This is a genomic window from Pseudomonas sp. PDM09 (assembly GCF_014852305.1).
Taxonomy (GTDB): Bacteria; Pseudomonadota; Gammaproteobacteria; order Pseudomonadales; family Pseudomonadaceae; genus Aquipseudomonas.
The window spans coordinates 168,417-184,468 of record NZ_JACVBI010000014.1; the positions used below are offsets into that span (position 1 = coordinate 168,417).

Below are 16,052 nucleotides of genomic sequence, written 5' to 3' on the forward strand. Positions count from 1 at the left end.
CAGTTGATCCTGAGCATGGGCACCGCCCTGCTGGTCAGTATTCTGATCGTGGTTGGCGTTTATACCCTCGTGGTCAACCGCCTCGCCCAGCGCTACCTGGTCGAACAAGCGCTGCCGTCGAGCATCGAAGCGATGCGCAACGACATCGAACGAATCCTCGTTCAACCTCTTACCGCCGCGAAAGACATCGCCAGTAACAGCATGGTGCGCGACTGGTTGGCCGGGGGCGAGAACAGCGCCCAGACCGACACCTTCGTGAACTATCTGGAAGGCATCCGCGCCGAACATAAAGCCTTTACCGCGCTGATTATCGGGGCCGCTTCAAGCCATTACTTCACTGAAAAAGGCCTCGACCGGACGCTCAGCCGTTCCAATCCCAACGACGCCTGGTTCTATTCGTTCCTCGACAGCAATCAGCCGCGCACCCTCAATATCGACAATGACACCGCCACCGGTGAGTTGGCGCTGTTCATCGACCTCAAGGTCGAGCAGGCCGGCAAAGTCGTGGGCGTCGCCGGGCTGGGCCTGAGCATGAAAGAGTTGTCGGAGCTGATCCAGAATTTCAACTTCGGTGAACGCGGCAAGGTCTATCTCGTGCGCTCCGACGGTTTGATCCAGATTCACCCCGAGACGCAGTTCAGCGGCAAACGCACGCTGGTCGAGCAGATCGGCGCCACGGCGGCGCAAGCGGTCATGGGGCAAAGAGGCGCCACTAGCAGCTTTGTCCGCGATGGCGAAGATTTTCTGGCATTGAGCCTGCCGCTGCGTGATCTGGGCTGGACCCTGGTGGCCGAAGTGCCGCAGTCGCAGATCTACGCTGAAGCCCGTCGCGCGATGTGGATGAGCAGTGGTATCGGCCTGGCGGTGGCACTGGTTTGCCTGTTGCTGGTGGTGTTGCTCGCTCGTGGGTTGGTGCGACCGATTCGTCAGGTAACAGCGGCGCTGGTAGCCATCGGTAGCGGTGGTGGAGATTTGACCCACAGGTTAGATTCCAGCCGCGCCGATGAACTGGGTGACCTCGCTCGCGGCTTCAATCGGTTCCTGGAGAGTCAGCGCGACATGATCGGCGAAGTCCTGGCCACCAGTGAGCGCTTGCGCACGGCGGTCGGCCAAGTGGCGCGGGTGGTGGATAACACGGCCGAACGCTCGGGCCGTCAGCAGGAAATGACCGACATGGTCGCCACCGCTGTCCACGAGATGGGCCTGACCGTACAGGAGATCGCGCAGAACGCTGGCAATGCAGCCGTCGCTTCGCAAACCGCGCGGGATGAAGCACTTCAGGCGCGGGTAGTGGTGGGTGGGTCGATTCGGCATATCGAAAGCATGTCCGACGAGATTGGTATTGCTGCCGGTGCGGTGGGCGAGTTGGCCCATCAAGTGGCGTCCATCGATCAGGTGTTGGCGGTGATTCGCGGGATTTCCGAGCAAACCAACCTTTTGGCTTTGAACGCGGCCATCGAAGCGGCGCGGGCCGGGGACATGGGGCGCGGGTTTGCGGTGGTGGCCGATGAAGTGCGGACATTGGCGCGGCGGACTCAGTCGTCCACCGACGAGATTCAGCAGATGATCGGCAGCCTCAAGCAGGGCGCGGAGAATGCGGTGTCTTCCATGCACGCCGGGCAAGCGGCGACCGGCACCGGTGTTGAGTCGAGCCAGCGCACCGGGGCGTCGTTGACGGCGATAACCGGGCAGGTCGAGCGCATCAGCGACATGAACCATCAGGTGGCCACGGCGACGGAAGAGCAGTCGGCGGTGACGGAAGAGATCAATCGCAACGTCCAGGGGATCTCTGATTTGGCCCGGGCTACGGCGGGGGAAGTCAGGGCTTGTCGTGAGGATTGTCAGATGTTGCAGCGGTTGGCGGATGATCTGGCGCGGCAGATGGGCAGTTTCAAACTCACCTGACCGATCGTACCCACGCTCTGCGTGGGAATGCAGCCCGGGACGCTCCGCGTCCCATTGGAACGCGGAGCGTCCCCTGAGGCATTCCCACGCAGAGCGTGGGAACGATCAGTGAGCGGGTGTCAGAACCACTCATCCTGCATGCCCAGACACACATCATCCCGCGCCTCAAGAATCGCCAGTTCATGGTGGCAACCCGGTACTTCCCAGGTCAGAAAATACCGCGCCGCCTGCAGCTTGCCTTTATAGAAGCTCACATCCGCCGTATTGCCCTTGGCCAACCCTTCTTCGGCACGAATCGCCTGTTCCAGCCAGCGCCAGCCAATCACCGTGTGCCCGAACACTTTCAGGTACAGCGCCGAGTTCGCCAGGCTGCTGTTGACCTTGCCTTGGGCCAGATCGGTCAACAGGCCGATGGTCACCGTTTGCAGGCGGGCCACCAATTTCTCCAGCGGCTCACGCAGCGCGGTTAACGATTCATACGTTTGAGCGCGCTCGGCGGTATCGGCAATCAGACGGATCAATTGCTTGAGCCCCGCACCACCGTTCTGCGCCAGTTTGCGACCCAGCAAGTCCAGCGACTGAATGCCGTGAGTGCCTTCATGAATCGGGTTCAGACGGTTGTCGCGGTAATACTGCTCCACCGGGTACTCACGGGTGTAACCGTGGCCGCCGAGAATCTGGATCGCCAGTTCGTTGGCCTTCAGGCAAAACTCCGACGGCCAGGATTTGACGATCGGTGTCAGCAAGTCCAATAGCTCATGAGCCTGTTTACGCTCGGCTTCGTTCTCAAGCGTGGTGGTGTCGTCGAACAGTCGCGCCGCGTATAACCCAAGGTCGAACGCGCCTTCGACATAAGCCTTCTGGGTCAGCAGCATGCGTTTGACGTCGGCATGCTGAATGATCGCCACGGGGGCGGTGGTCGGATCTTTACTGTCGGGGACGCGACCTTGCGGACGCTCGCGAGCGTACTCCAGGGAGTACAGATACCCGGCGTAACCCAGCATTACCGCGCCCATACCGACGCCGATCCGCGCCTCATTCATCATCTGGAACATGTAGCTCAAACCGTGGTGCGGCTTGCCCACCAGATAGCCGACACATTCGCCGTTGTCGCCGAAGTTCAGCGCGGTAGACGTGGTGCCGCGCCAGCCCATCTTGTGGAACAACCCGGCCAGCAACACGTCGTTGCGTTTGCCCAGGCTACCGTCATCGTTGACCAGGAACTTGGGCACGATAAACAGCGAAATACCTTTCACCCCGGCCGGTGCGTCCGGCAGTTTGGCCAGCACCATGTGCACGATGTTTTCCGACAGAGGGTGATCGCCGCCGGAGATGAAGATCTTGTTGCCCTTGAGTCGATAGGTGCCGTCGGATGCAGGCTCGGCGCGGGTACGAATATCTGACAGCGATGAGCCGGCATGGGGTTCGGTCAGTGCCATGGTGCCGAAGAAACGACCGTCGATCATGGGTTGCAGGAAGCGCTGCTTCTGCTCATCGGTGCCGAAGCTTTCAATCAGGTTCGCCGCGCCCATGGTCAGGAACGGGTAAGAGGTCGACGCCGCGTTGGCCGACTGAAAGTGCGCAAAGCAAGCTTGCGAAAGCAGTGTAGGAAGTTGCATGCCGCCGGCGTCGAAACTGCGCGCGGCGTTGAGGAAACCGGCTTCGAGGAACGCATCCACCGCCGGTTTCACTTCCGGAATCAGAATGGCCTGACCGTCCTCATAGCGCGGTTCGTTCTCGTCGCCCTTGCGGTTGTGCGGGGCGAAGAACTTCTCGGCGATGCTGCGGGCGGTGCCGATAGCCGCATCGAAGGTCTCGCGGTTGTGCTCGGCGAACCGCTCACGCTGAGTCAGGCCCTCGGCATCAAGGACTTCATACAGCTCGAAAGCCAAATTGCGGGAACTGAGCAACGTCTCGGACATGGCGGCCTACCTTCTTTTGGAATGGACCGAGTCTAGGCGTGGGGAGGGCGGGCTGAAAGGATGATTGATGAGCGTGATGGTGTGGTGCGGGCACCGCTAATCAAATGTGGGAGCGGGCTTGCTCGCGAATGCGGTGGATCAGTCAATGTTGATGTCGACTGACACTCCGCCTTCGCGAGCAAGCCCGCTCCCACAGGGATTTTGCAAACCAGGCACCCATTGCAGGTGCCCGGTCTTATTGCGATTTAACCGATCGTCATCAAACTGGCATTACCACCCGCAGCAGCAGTGTTAACGCTCAACGCCCGCTCGATCACCAGGCGCTCCAGCGCAATGTTGGTCTCGCCCTGCGACAAACCATGAACCCCAACAATCGCACCGGCACGCTTGGCCACTTGCTGGCACACCGCACGCAACTGGTCGGAATGGCCATGATGCAGAACCGCATCAATCACCACTTCGTCCTTGGTCCAGTCGGCAACCCGCTTGATCCGCGCCTGAATTTCTTTCGGCAGGCGTGCGAACAGGGCCTTGCCCGGTTCAGCGTCCGGCCATACCGCCGAGCCGCCCACGGCCAATACCGCAGCCAATTGAGTCAGCAGATCGCCTTCGACGTCGGCCAGGCACAGCACGTGTTCGCGCGGCAGGATGGCGTAGCTGTTGCGCTCGCCGGTCGGGCCAGCCAGAACACGGGTGATCCCGCTTTGCGATTGCGCCGCGAACTGTACGCACAGGGTGCTCAAGTCAGCGAACTTGTTGCTGTCGGCCCAGGTTTTCAGCGCTGTCAGCGGTTTGCTCATGGCATCACGCAGACGGACGTCCGGTGCAGCGATAGCATCGCCGCGAGCGAAGGATTGTTCGATCGCATCGGTAGGACGTGTCGACAGCAAGCGGTACAGGTACAACGGACCACCGGCTTTCGGGCCAGTACCCGACAGGCCTTCACCGCCGAACGGCTGCACGCCAACCACAGCACCGACGATGTTGCGGTTCACGTAGACGTTACCGGCGTTGACGTTGTCGATCACCTTGGCGATGGTCTCGTCGATGCGAGTGTGTACGCCCAGGGTCAGGCCGTAGCCGGAAGCGTTGATCTGGCCGATCAGTTGATCGATCTCTTTGCGCTTGTAGCGAACCACGTGCAGCACCGGGCCGAAGATCTCCCTTTGCAGTTCGTCGAAGCTTTCCAGCTCGATCAGGGTCGGCATCACGAAGGTGCCGCGTTTGACTTCTTCGCTGTTGGCGATGGCCACCTGGTACACGTTGCGACCTTTGTCGCGCATGGCCTGGATGTGCTTCTCGATGCCGGCCTTGGCTTCGGCGTCGATCACCGGGCCAATGTCTACGGACAGGCGCTCTGGATTACCGAGACGGCATTCAGCCATGGCGCCCTTGAGCATTTCGATGACACGGTCAGCGGAATCTTCCTGCAGGCACAGTACCCGCAGCGCCGAGCAACGTTGACCGGCGCTGTCGAAGGCCGAGGACACCACGTCGATCACCACCTGTTCGGTCAGCGCCGAGGAGTCGACGATCATCGCGTTCTGGCCACCGGTTTCAGCGATCAGCGGAATCGGACGGCCCTGAGCATCCAGACGACCAGCGACGTTGCGCTGCAGCAGACGCGCGACTTCGGTGGAACCGGTGAACATCACGCCTTTGACCCGATCGTCGCCGACCAGACGGGCACCAACGGTTTCGCCACGGCCCGGCAGTAGTTGCAGCACGCCTTCCGGGATACCGGCTTCGATCAGCAAACGCACGGCTTGAGCGGCCACCAGCGGGGTTTGTTCCGCAGGTTTGGCCAGTACCGGGTTACCGGCGGCCAGGGCAGCAGCGACCTGACCACTGAAGATGGCCAGCGGGAAATTCCACGGACTGATGCAGACCACCGGACCCAATGGGCGGTGGGCGTCGTTGGTGAAATCGTTGCGCGCCTGCACCGCGTAATAACGCAGGAAGTCCACGGCTTCACGCACTTCGGCGATGGCGTTGGCGAAGGTCTTGCCGGCTTCGCGAGCCAACAGGCCCATCAACGGCTGGATCTCGCCTTCCATCAAATCGGCGGCACGTTCCAGAATCGCGGCGCGTTCGGCCGGCGGGGTGGCCTGCCAGATCGGGGCGGCGTTCAGGGCGCACTGAATTGCGTTGTCGACGTCTTCGACGGTGGCTTCTTGCACGTGACCCACCACGTCACGCAGATCCGACGGGTTCAGGACTGGCGCAGGGGTTTCAGTGCTGGACGCGCAACCGAGCATCGGCGCCGCTTTCCAGTTGTTATGAGCGGTTGCCAGCAGGGCGCAGGACAAGGAAGCCAGACGATGTTCGTTGGCCATGTCGATGCCGCTGGAGTTGGCGCGCTCGGCACCATAAAGATCACGCGGCAGCGGGATACGCGGGTGCGGCAGGCCGAAGCCGCCTTCCAGCGTAGCCATCTGCTCGATGCTGGCCACTGGATCGGCCACCAGCTCCTGAATCGAAATGGACTGGTCGGCGATGCGGTTGACGAACGAGGTGTTCGCACCGTTTTCCAGCAGACGACGCACCAGGTACGCCAGCAGTGTTTCGTGCGTGCCAACCGGAGCGTACACGCGGCACGGACGGTTCAGCTTGCCTTCGGAAACTTTGCCTACAACCTGTTCGTACAGCGGTTCACCCATGCCGTGCAGGCACTGGAACTCGTACTGACCCGGGTAATAGTTCTGACCGGCAATGTGGTAAATGGCCGACAGCGTGTGGGCGTTGTGCGTGGCGAATTGCGGGTAGATGACTTCCGGCACCGACAGCAACTTGCGGGCGCAGGCGATGTAGGAAACGTCGGTGTACACCTTGCGGGTGTAGACCGGATAGCCTTCCAGGCCTTCGACCTGGGCGCGCTTGATTTCGCTGTCCCAGTACGCGCCTTTTACCAGGCGGATCATCAGGCGATGACGGCTGCGACGAGCCAGGTCGATCACGTAGTCGATCACATACGGGCAACGCTTCTGGTAAGCCTGGATCACGAAACCGATGCCGTTCCAGCCGGTCAGTTGCGGCTCGAAGCACAGGCGCTCCAGTAGATCCAGCGACAGCTCGAGGCGGTCGGCTTCTTCGGCGTCGATGTTCAGGCCGATGTCGTATTGCTTGGCCAGCAGGGTCAGCGACAGCAGGCGCGGGTACAGCTCTTCCATCACGCGCTCGTACTGGGCGCGGCTGTAACGCGGGTGCAGTGCGGACAGTTTGATCGAAATGCCCGGGCCTTCATAAATCCCACGACCGTGGGAGGCTTTGCCGATCGAGTGAATGGCTTGTTCGTACGAGGCCAGGTATTTCTGGGCGTCATGCTCGGTGAGTGCAGCTTCACCCAGCATGTCGTAGGAATAGCGGAAGCCTTTGGCTTCGAACTTGCTGGCGTTGGCCAGGGCTTCGGCGATGGTTTCGCCGGTGACGAACTGCTCGCCCATGAGGCGCATGGCCATGTCGACGCCCTTGCGGATCATCGGCTCGCCGCTCTTGCCGATGATGCGGCTCAGGGACGAGGTCAGGCCCGCTTCGTTGTGGGTGGCGACCAGTTTTCCGGTCAGCAGCAAGCCCCAGGTGGCGGCGTTGACGAACAGCGACGGGCTGTTGCCCAGGTGCGGCTGCCAGTTGCCGGTGCTGATTTTGTCGCGGATCAGCGCGTCACGGGTGCCTTTGTCCGGAATACGCAACAGCGCTTCGGCCAGGCACATCAGCGCTACGCCTTCCTGGGACGACAGGGAAAATTCCTGCAACAGGCCCTGAACAATCCCGGCACGGCCGCCGGCGCTTTTCTGATTGCGCAATTTCTCGGCAATCGAGGCGGCGAGCTTGTTGGTGGCTTCCGCCATCGCTGCCGGCAGGCGCGCCTGCTCGATCAGCATCGGCACCACTTCAGGTTCCGGGCGACGGTAGGCGGCAGTGATAGACGCGCGCAGCACCGATTGCGGGAGGATGCTTTCAGCGAACTCCAGGAAGCATTGATGAGCGTGATCGACGTGGATCTCGCCCGCTTCGTCAACTTCCTTGCCGTTCAAACCGTTCAGCTCGGACAGGGTTGCACCACCCTCGAGTTTTTCCAGGTAATTGAAAATTGCCTGCTTGATCAGCCAGTGCGGCGTGCGATCAATCGAGGTCGCGGCGGCCTTGAGGCGTTCGCGGGTCGGGTCGTCAAGTTTGACCCCAAGAGTGGTGGTAGCCATATTTTTATCCTCATGTTTGCCACGACCGCGTGGCATCAGCTGGCGGCAAGATTAGCTGTGCGTCGGTCGAGGTGCAACCGGGTGCAACCCTTTTTTTGCCGGAATAATAAGCAGCTCGTCAGGAAACTGATTCTGGTACATCCCTCCCGCGCCGGCTTGGTGCTTTTACTTCTAGCGCAACCCGAAAAACGCCCTAAAAAGGAGCAAAAACCGACCCTTTTCAGGAAAATCCGACTAGGTGCAACTTATTCGCACGAAACTGGTTGCACCTTATTTGCTTTGTTGAATAGCATTCGCGGCCAAGGTGCAACCGGTCAAAAAGATCGGTGTGCCGGCTGATGGCTTTCCTGGGGAAACATCAGTCATAAATGCGCGGGACCCCGAATCGTCCGTCAAACGTCGTCGTTTGCGAGCGGTTCACCAGCCGCTGCTACATAAAAACAATGCCAGGGCGTAACTCAATGAGCGTAAGCAATCCAACCCTGATCACGTTCGTGATCTACATCGCAGCAATGGTGCTGATCGGCTTCATGGCCTATCGCTCCACCAACAACCTTTCTGACTACATTCTGGGCGGTCGTAGCCTGGGCAGCGTCGTGACCGCGCTTTCTGCCGGTGCTTCCGACATGAGCGGCTGGTTGTTGATGGGCCTGCCGGGCGCTATCTACATGTCCGGTCTTTCCGAAAGCTGGATCGCCATCGGCCTGATCATCGGTGCTTACCTGAACTGGCTGTTCGTCGCCGGCCGTCTGCGTGTGCAGACCGAGCACAACGGCGATGCACTGACCCTGCCGGATTACTTCTCTAGCCGTTTTGAAGATAAAAGCGGCCTGCTGCGGATCATCTCTGCGGTCGTGATCCTGGTGTTCTTCACCATCTACTGCGCTTCCGGCATCGTGGCCGGCGCCCGTCTGTTCGAAAGTACCTTCGGCATGTCCTACGAGACAGCGCTGTGGGCCGGTGCTGCGGCGACGATTGCCTACACCTTCGTCGGTGGTTTTCTGGCAGTGAGCTGGACTGACACCGTACAAGCCACACTGATGATCTTCGCCCTGCTGCTGACGCCGATCATCGTGCTGCTGGCGACCGGCGGCATCGACACCACGTTCCTGGCCATCGAAGCGCAAGACGCCAGCAACTTCGACATGCTGAAAAACACCACCTTCATCGGCATCATCTCGCTGATGGGCTGGGGTCTGGGCTATTTCGGCCAGCCGCACATCCTGGCGCGTTTCATGGCGGCGGATTCGGTCAAGTCGATCGCTAACGCTCGTCGCATCTCCATGACTTGGATGATCCTGTGCCTGGGCGGCACGGTCGCTGTAGGTTTCTTCGGTATCGCTTACTTCTCGGCAAACCCTGCCGTGGCGATGCCAGTGAGTGAAAACCACGAGCGTGTATTCATCGAACTGGCAAAAATCCTGTTCAACCCGTGGGTTGCCGGAGTACTGCTGTCGGCCATTCTGGCGGCGGTAATGAGTACCCTGAGCTGCCAACTGCTGGTGTGCTCGAGCGCCCTGACCGAAGACTTCTACAAAACCTTCCTGCGTAAAAGCGCTTCCCAGGTTGAACTGGTCTGGGTCGGTCGCGCCATGGTGCTGCTGGTTGCCCTGATTGCCATCGCGATGGCGGCTAACCCGGAAAACCGTGTACTGGGTCTGGTCAGCTACGCTTGGGCTGGTTTCGGTGCTGCGTTCGGTCCGGTTGTCCTGATCTCCGTGATCTGGAAAGACATGACCCGCAACGGCGCACTGGCCGGCATCCTGGTCGGCGCGATCACCGTGATCGTCTGGAAACACTTCGAACTGCTGGGTCTGTACGAAATCATCCCTGGTTTCATCTTCGCCAGCCTGGCGATCTACATCGTCAGCAAACTGGGCACGCCGACTCACGGCATGCTTCAGCGCTTTGCGGCTGCCGAGGCAGATTTCCGCCTGAACAAGTGATGGGGATGAGCTGAGGCTCTGATCTGTTGCCGAACATGAAAACGGCCCGCTTCCTGGATGGAGGCGGGCCGTTTTTTTGGTTTGCAGGATAAGGGTCGGTGTTTTTAATGCCGCCTTCGCGGGCAAGCCTCGCTCCTACAGGATTTGTGTTCGCCGCAGCACTGTAGGAGCGAGGCTTGCCCGCGAAGAGGTCATCCGCTGCAACACACTACTTTTGCAGGGAATGTCTGTAGCCAAATATCCCGATTTTTGAAGGAAAAATCCCTAAAAAAGTAGGGGGAATCTGATTTCCTTGTCCCTCCGTCAACACCCCTTGTCGCTCATGCAGAATCGCCCGCCTTCATTCTGCAGAGACACATCGGATGTTCGCGCCTGCCAATCAACCGCGTTTCACGTTGACCCTCGACGGCGTCCAGAATGAGCTCAAGGTACTTGAGTTCACGGGCAAGGAAGCCATCAGCCAACCCTATCGCTTTGACCTGGAACTGGTCAGCGAACGGCCCGACATTGACCTCGAAAGCCTGCTGCATCGTCAGGCGTTTCTGAGTTTCGATGCGCAAGGTTCCGGTATTCACGGTCAGATTTTTCGCGTTGGCCAGAGCGATTCCGGCCAACGTCTGACGGGCTATCAAATCAGTCTCGTACCGCGTCTGGCGTACCTCGGCCAGCGCATTAATCAGCGGATTTTCCAGCACAAAAGCGTGCCGACCATCGTCACGCAAATCCTCAAAGACCACGGCATCCAGCGTGACGCCTTCGAGTTCCGGCTCGGCAGCGACTACCCTGAGCGCGAGTACTGCGTTCAGTACGCCGAAAGCGATCTGGCATTCATTCAACGTCTGTGTGCCGAGATCGGCATTCACTACCATTTCCAGCACAGCCCCGACGGGCACCTGTTGGTGTTCGGTGATGACCAAACGGTTTTCCCCCGGCTACCCGAGCCGACGCTGTACTTGCCAGGCAGCGGGATGGCGGCGGATGCGCCGGCGATCAAGCGTTTCAACGTGCGCCTGGAAACCCGTACTACGGCCGTCACTCGCCGGGACTACGACTTCCGTAAACCGCGTTTGCAACTCGAAAGCCACCTCGACAGCGAACAGCGACCGGTGCTTGAGGACTACCACTTCCCTGGCCAATTCACCGACCGCGAACATGGTAAACGTCTGGCGCAACGGGCCTTGGAGCGCCACGGCGCGGATTACCGTCAGGCCGAAGGTCGCGGCGATGAATCTGCGTTGGTCAGTGGGCATTTCCTACACCTCGCCGAACACCCGCGTCAGACGTGGAATGACCTGTGGTTGATCACTGAAATTGAACACCGTGGTCGGCAGCCGCAGGTCCTTGAAGAGTCGGCCACCAGCGACAGCCCGGATGATTTCCAGGGTTATCGCAATTCCTTTCTGGCGACGCCGTGGGACGTTGCTTTTCGCCCCGCGCTGGGGCCGGAAAAGCCACGCATGCTCGGCTATCAACCTGCCGTGGTCACCGGCCCGACTGACAGCGAAATCCATTGCGACGAGTACGGTCGGGTCAAGGTTCAACTGGCCTGGGACCGTGACGGTCAGCTCAACGAGCATTCCAGTTGCTGGCTGCGTGTCGCGACTGGCTGGGCGCACGAGCGCTACGGCAGCGTGATGATTCCGCGCGTCGGCATGGAAGTGCTGGTGGGATTCGTCGACGCCGATGCCGACAAGCCGCTGGTCATGGGGTGCCTGCCCAACGCTGCGACCCCGGTGCCGCTCGATCTGCCGGCGGACAAGACCCGCAGCATTTTCCGTAGCCAAAGTAGTCCCGGTGGCGGTGGTTACAACGAATTGCGCATCGAGGATCGCAAAGGCGGCGAGGAAATCTACCTGCGTGCCCAGCGAAACTGGACTCAGCATGTACTGAATGATCAGCAGGTGCAGGTCGACAACCAGCGCAGCATCGTCGTCACCGGCACCGCCCGCCATGAGCTCAAGGCTGACGAAAAACGCATCACCCACGGTCAGCGCCAGACTGAAGTGCGACTTGATGATCATTTGGTGGTGGTCGGCGACCGGCACATTCGTGTGACCAGTCAGGCCCTCAACGCCAGCCAGCAATTCCACGTCAGCGCCGGCCAGCAAGTGGTCATCGACGGCGGCGCCAGCGCGACCATTCAGGCGGGCGGGCAGTGGATCAACATCGGGCCGGGCGGGATTTTCAGTAGCGTGCCGATTGTGGTCGGTGGCGCACCGATGGCGGCCATGGCTGCGGCGCCGAGCTTGCCGGATGTTCCGTTGAAACTCGCCGCCGCCCCGGCGGCGCTGCTCAGTGCTGCACAGATCCTTAGCCTGCAAAGTGACGCGCCATTTTGCGAAGAGTGTGAGCGCTGCAAGGACGGTGTCTGTGCCGCCTGATGCCTTGTCACCTCACACCTGGCTGGAGCGCCAGCCGCTGCAACCGGCAGAGCAACTGTTCGCGATTTTCAGCAGTGCCAGTGCTGCTGAACCGTTCAAAGCCTGGCAACGCTCGATCTCAGCTCAAGCGCCGAGCCCGATTTGGGCTGATACCGCGTATGCCGAGTGGGAAGCGGTGATGCCCTATGTCGGAATCGTCGCTGTCGGCGGTGAGTTTTTGGAGTGGGTCGCTACGACCGAGTCCCGCGATTGGGGTTGGCTGGCGGTTTCTTCTGCCTCTCAAGAAGTGCTGGTCGAGCATTTGCGCAGCCTCACTCAAGTTCTTTTGCCCAACGGCAACGCGGTGTTTTTCCGTTTCTGGGATGGGCGTTATTTGTTGTCGATTCTTCGGTCTGCCGAGGTTAACGCCACGCAGTTAATGCCTGTCATTGACCGTTGTTTGATCAATGGGCAACCGCTCGATATCGGCGGCAGTGCATTGAAAACCGCCAGGGATTTTCCGTGGTGGGAAGTTTCCGAGCCGCTGCTCAAACACCTCGCCACTGAGTCCGCCACCACTCGCATCAACAACTTGCTGAAGTGGTTGAGCGAGGACCGCCCTGATCTTTATGAGGCGTTTTCCGAAAGTATTTTGCGGCGCAAGGCCGCGAGTTTTCTTGAGGCGCCGGACCTGCCCCAAGCACCGAAACAAGCGTTGGTGGATTACCTGATGGCGGAGCTGAACTGATGGATCAGATTGTGCGCATCGAGCAGGAGCTCGACAGTTTTCCAGACACCCTGACGCTCTACCGCGAACAGCTCAAACACTGGTTCAGTCGGGTGGCGGATAAGGCCAGTCATGCCGCCGATTTGCCTTCGCTGATGGGCATGGAGCGGATCATCCGGTTTGGCAATGCCAGCACCGTCGTGAGCAGTGGCGATGACGACTTTTTCTCCACCGTCGTGCAGTGCCCGAAAGGTGGAAAGCTCGAGATCGAAAGCAAGTTTGAATCGGTTTATGACATTCCAGTCGGCAATATTCAGGTCGATGTGGTTGCGCAAGAGAGCGGGATGTCGACGCCGGTCACGCTCGATAAAAACGGAAAGGGGACGTTCCGAGGGGACGAGGGCAAGTTCTACCGCATTCACGTCCACCACGAAGTCACACCGCAGCACGTTGAAGATCTTTTCTCTTCCTACAACGGCCTGACGAAGGAACTTGAGAAATGGCTGCGTGATGAATGGCAGACGTTCAAGCCGAAGTGGTCGGAATCCTCTTCGGTTGCTGTAGGCAATGGATTGCTCGCGGGAAGTTGGGCGGCAATTGAAGGTGTGTGGGACGGCATCAGCCTGCTTTCGGACATTCTCAAGGATCCGGCGAAGTTCGCAGAGCGGTTGGGTGAAAGCGCCGCAGCACTGGAGAAGCTCGCAACAACCGCACCGGATGTCATGGAAAAAGCCCAGCTGCTAGCCAGTGACGAAGCGGCGCTGTGTTTGCTGGTGCGCAGCGCCAGCCTTTGGTTGGACATGCTGCCACCGAGCGAAATCGCTGGAAAAACCGCCGAGGCGGTGTCGATGGTGGTGGTGCAGCTGTTGATCGACATCCTGATTGGCATCGTCCTGACGTTCGCCGGGGCGGGCGCTGGCATCGCCTATTTGACGATGCGTTTGGCTGATCGAGCCGCGCAGTTACTCAGTGCCATTCTGCGTCTCGTGAAGGCGATTTTCACGATCATCAATAACTTCATCAGCTACATCGACCGCTACAAAAAAGTCGCTGCGCGTGGCATCGCGGCGGGCTTGAAGAAAGGCCGGATGCAACTGCGCTGGGATGCCAAACGCAACACCACGCTCAAGCAAAACGAACACCACGACGATGTCCCGGATCAGGCAAAAAACCCCAACGACGACAGCGCCACGTGCGCGCCGTCCACCTGCAAAAATGGTTGCCCGGTGTCGATGGTCACCGGCGAAGAACTGCTGACCCTCACCGATGGTTCGCTGGACGGCATCCTGCCGTTCGACTTCACCCGGCTCTACCGCACCAGCGCCGCCGAGATCGATGGCGGCCTCGGCTTCGGCTGGAGCCATTCGTTATCCCATCGCCTGGAAATCGACGGCGACACGGTCATCTGGATCGACCACGAAAACCGTCGCACCTCCTTCCCGCTGCCATCTATTGAGCGCCCGGCGATCCACAACAGCCTCTCGCGCGCGGCGATTTTTCTCGGCGATGAATCCGAAGAACTGATCCTCGCCCAGGCCGGCGAAGAAAGCCGTTTCTACCACTTTCACAACGGTTTTCTGACCGCGATCAGCGACGCGTACGACAACCGCTTGCGTATCACCCGCGACCGCCAGCAGCGCATCCAGCGCCTCGACAACGGCGCCGGCCGTGCCTTGCTGTTGCGTTATGACCGCGCTCATCTGATCGCCGTCGACTATCAGGTGTTTGTCCCGGCGCAGACCCTCGATGAGGCCTGGCACACCGAGCAGACGCTGGTCAGTTACCGCTACGACGAATGCGCGCAACTGATCGAGGCGAGCAACGCCGCCGGCGAGAGCGAACGCTACGACTACGACGATCAACACGTGATCCTGCAGCGGCAGCTGGCCGGTGGGGCGAGTTTTTTCTGGGAGTGGGAACGGTCTGGCAAGGCGGCACGCTGCATCCGGCACTGGGCGTCGTTTTCGCAGATGGACACGCGTTATGTCTGGGATGACCAGGGCAGTGTCACCGTCCAGAACATCGATGGCAGCGAAGAGGTTTACGTCCACGACGACCGGGCGCGGCTGGTGCGTAAGGTCGAGCTGGACGGTGGCGAACACCTCAAGGCCTATGACGAGCAGGGCCGCTTGGTCGCCGAGCAGGATCCGCTGGGGGCTGTCACCGAATACCGCTACGACGAAGTCGGACGGCTGGTCGCGCTGATTCCACCCGAAGACGAGCCGACGGCCTACGCGTACCGCAACGGTTTCCTGCATGCGCGGTATCGCGGCAAAGCGGTGTGGAAATATCAGCGCAATGCTCAGGGGGATGTCACCGAGGCCACCGATCCCGACGGCCAGGTCACCCATTATCACTACGACGCTCAGGGGCGTTTGCTGTCGATCCGCTACCCGGACACCAGTCGGCATGTGTTCGTCTGGAATGCCTTGGGCCAGTTGCTCGAAGAAACCTTGCCGGACGGTGGTCAGCGGCGCTTTTCCTACGACGTACTGGGCCGAAGGATTACCCGTCAGGACGAACATGGTGCCGTTACTCGTTACCAATGGGACGCCGTCGGCCGACTGATTCAGACAATCCTGCCGACCGGCGCCACGCGCGGCTTCAGCTACAACGCCTACGGCCAGATCACCGCCGAACGCGATGAACTGGGCCGCGTCACCCGCTACGAATACATCGACGACCTGCACCTGGTCAGCCGCCGCATCAACCCCGACGGAACCCAGCTCCAGTACCGCTACGACAACGCGCAGCTGCTGCTCACGGACATCGAAAACGAAGCCGGCGAACACTATCGGCTGGACTACACCCCCGGCGGATTGATCCGACAGGAAACCGGCTTCGACGGCCAGCGCACCGCTTACAGCTACGACCTCAACGGCCAGCTGCTGGAGAAAATCGAGTTTGGCGATGACGGCTCGCAACTGGTCACGGCTTATGAGCGGGACGCGGCCGGACGCCTATTGGTCAAAACCCTGCCCGACGGCATCCAG

The 16,052-nt window shown here is 60.2% G+C and carries 7 protein-coding genes and 1 pseudogene; 6 read left to right on the forward strand and 2 right to left on the reverse strand.

Annotated features, from left to right (window positions below; all coding sequences use genetic code 11):
- Positions 1 to 15: 15 nt before the first annotated feature.
- A pseudogene (locus IB250_RS29160) lies at positions 16 to 1,038 on the forward strand (cache domain-containing protein); the annotation flags it as partial.
- A gap of 135 nt (positions 1,039 to 1,173) precedes the next feature.
- A complete protein-coding gene (locus IB250_RS29165) occupies positions 1,174 to 1,905 on the forward strand; it encodes a methyl-accepting chemotaxis protein (protein WP_412548359.1) in 732 nt (243 codons plus the stop codon).
- Positions 1,906 to 2,024: 119 nt separating this feature from the next.
- Here IB250_RS29165 and IB250_RS27755 read toward each other — a convergent pair whose 3' ends face one another.
- Positions 2,025 to 3,827, reverse strand: a complete 1,803-nt coding sequence (locus tag IB250_RS27755) for an acyl-CoA dehydrogenase (protein WP_192346815.1) — start codon at positions 3,825 to 3,827, stop codon at positions 2,025 to 2,027.
- A gap of 245 nt (positions 3,828 to 4,072) precedes the next feature.
- On the reverse strand, positions 4,073 to 8,026 hold the full coding sequence (gene putA, locus IB250_RS27760) for a trifunctional transcriptional regulator/proline dehydrogenase/L-glutamate gamma-semialdehyde dehydrogenase (RefSeq protein ID WP_192346817.1): 3,954 nt from the start codon (positions 8,024 to 8,026) through the stop codon (positions 4,073 to 4,075).
- 461 nt (positions 8,027 to 8,487) lie between these two features.
- Between putA and putP the strand changes: the two genes are divergently transcribed.
- The 4 genes from putP to IB250_RS27780 form a co-directional block, all read left to right on the forward strand.
- Entirely contained in the window at positions 8,488 to 9,972 is a 1,485-nt protein-coding gene (gene putP, locus IB250_RS27765) for a sodium/proline symporter PutP (protein WP_192346819.1), read from the forward strand.
- Between the two features lie 362 nt (positions 9,973 to 10,334).
- Positions 10,335 to 12,353 carry a type VI secretion system tip protein VgrG gene (locus IB250_RS27770; protein ID WP_192346821.1) on the forward strand — a complete coding sequence of 673 codons (2,019 nt, stop codon included), beginning with the start codon at positions 10,335 to 10,337 and terminating at the stop codon, positions 12,351 to 12,353.
- Positions 12,343 to 13,080: a DUF4123 domain-containing protein gene (locus IB250_RS27775; protein WP_192346823.1), complete on the forward strand. Its 738-nt coding sequence runs from the start codon at positions 12,343 to 12,345 to the stop codon at positions 13,078 to 13,080. Before IB250_RS27770 ends, IB250_RS27775 begins: the two co-directional genes overlap by 11 nt.
- Positions 13,080 to 16,052 (forward strand): DUF6531 domain-containing protein (locus IB250_RS27780; protein ID WP_192346825.1); only part of this gene is annotated, 2,973 nt, incomplete at its 3' end. The genes IB250_RS27775 and IB250_RS27780, both read left to right, overlap by 1 nt.

Coding starts and splice junctions, on each gene's coding strand:
- IB250_RS29165 (WP_412548359.1), top strand. CDS start 1,174: ATGGTCGCCACCGCTGTCCACGAGATGGGCCTGACCGTACAGGAGATC.
- IB250_RS27755 (WP_192346815.1), bottom strand. CDS start 3,827: ATGTCCGAGACGTTGCTCAGTTCCCGCAATTTGGCTTTCGAGCTGTAT.
- putA (WP_192346817.1), bottom strand. CDS start 8,026: ATGGCTACCACCACTCTTGGGGTCAAACTTGACGACCCGACCCGCGAA.
- putP (WP_192346819.1), top strand. CDS start 8,488: ATGAGCGTAAGCAATCCAACCCTGATCACGTTCGTGATCTACATCGCA.
- IB250_RS27770 (WP_192346821.1), top strand. CDS start 10,335: ATGTTCGCGCCTGCCAATCAACCGCGTTTCACGTTGACCCTCGACGGC.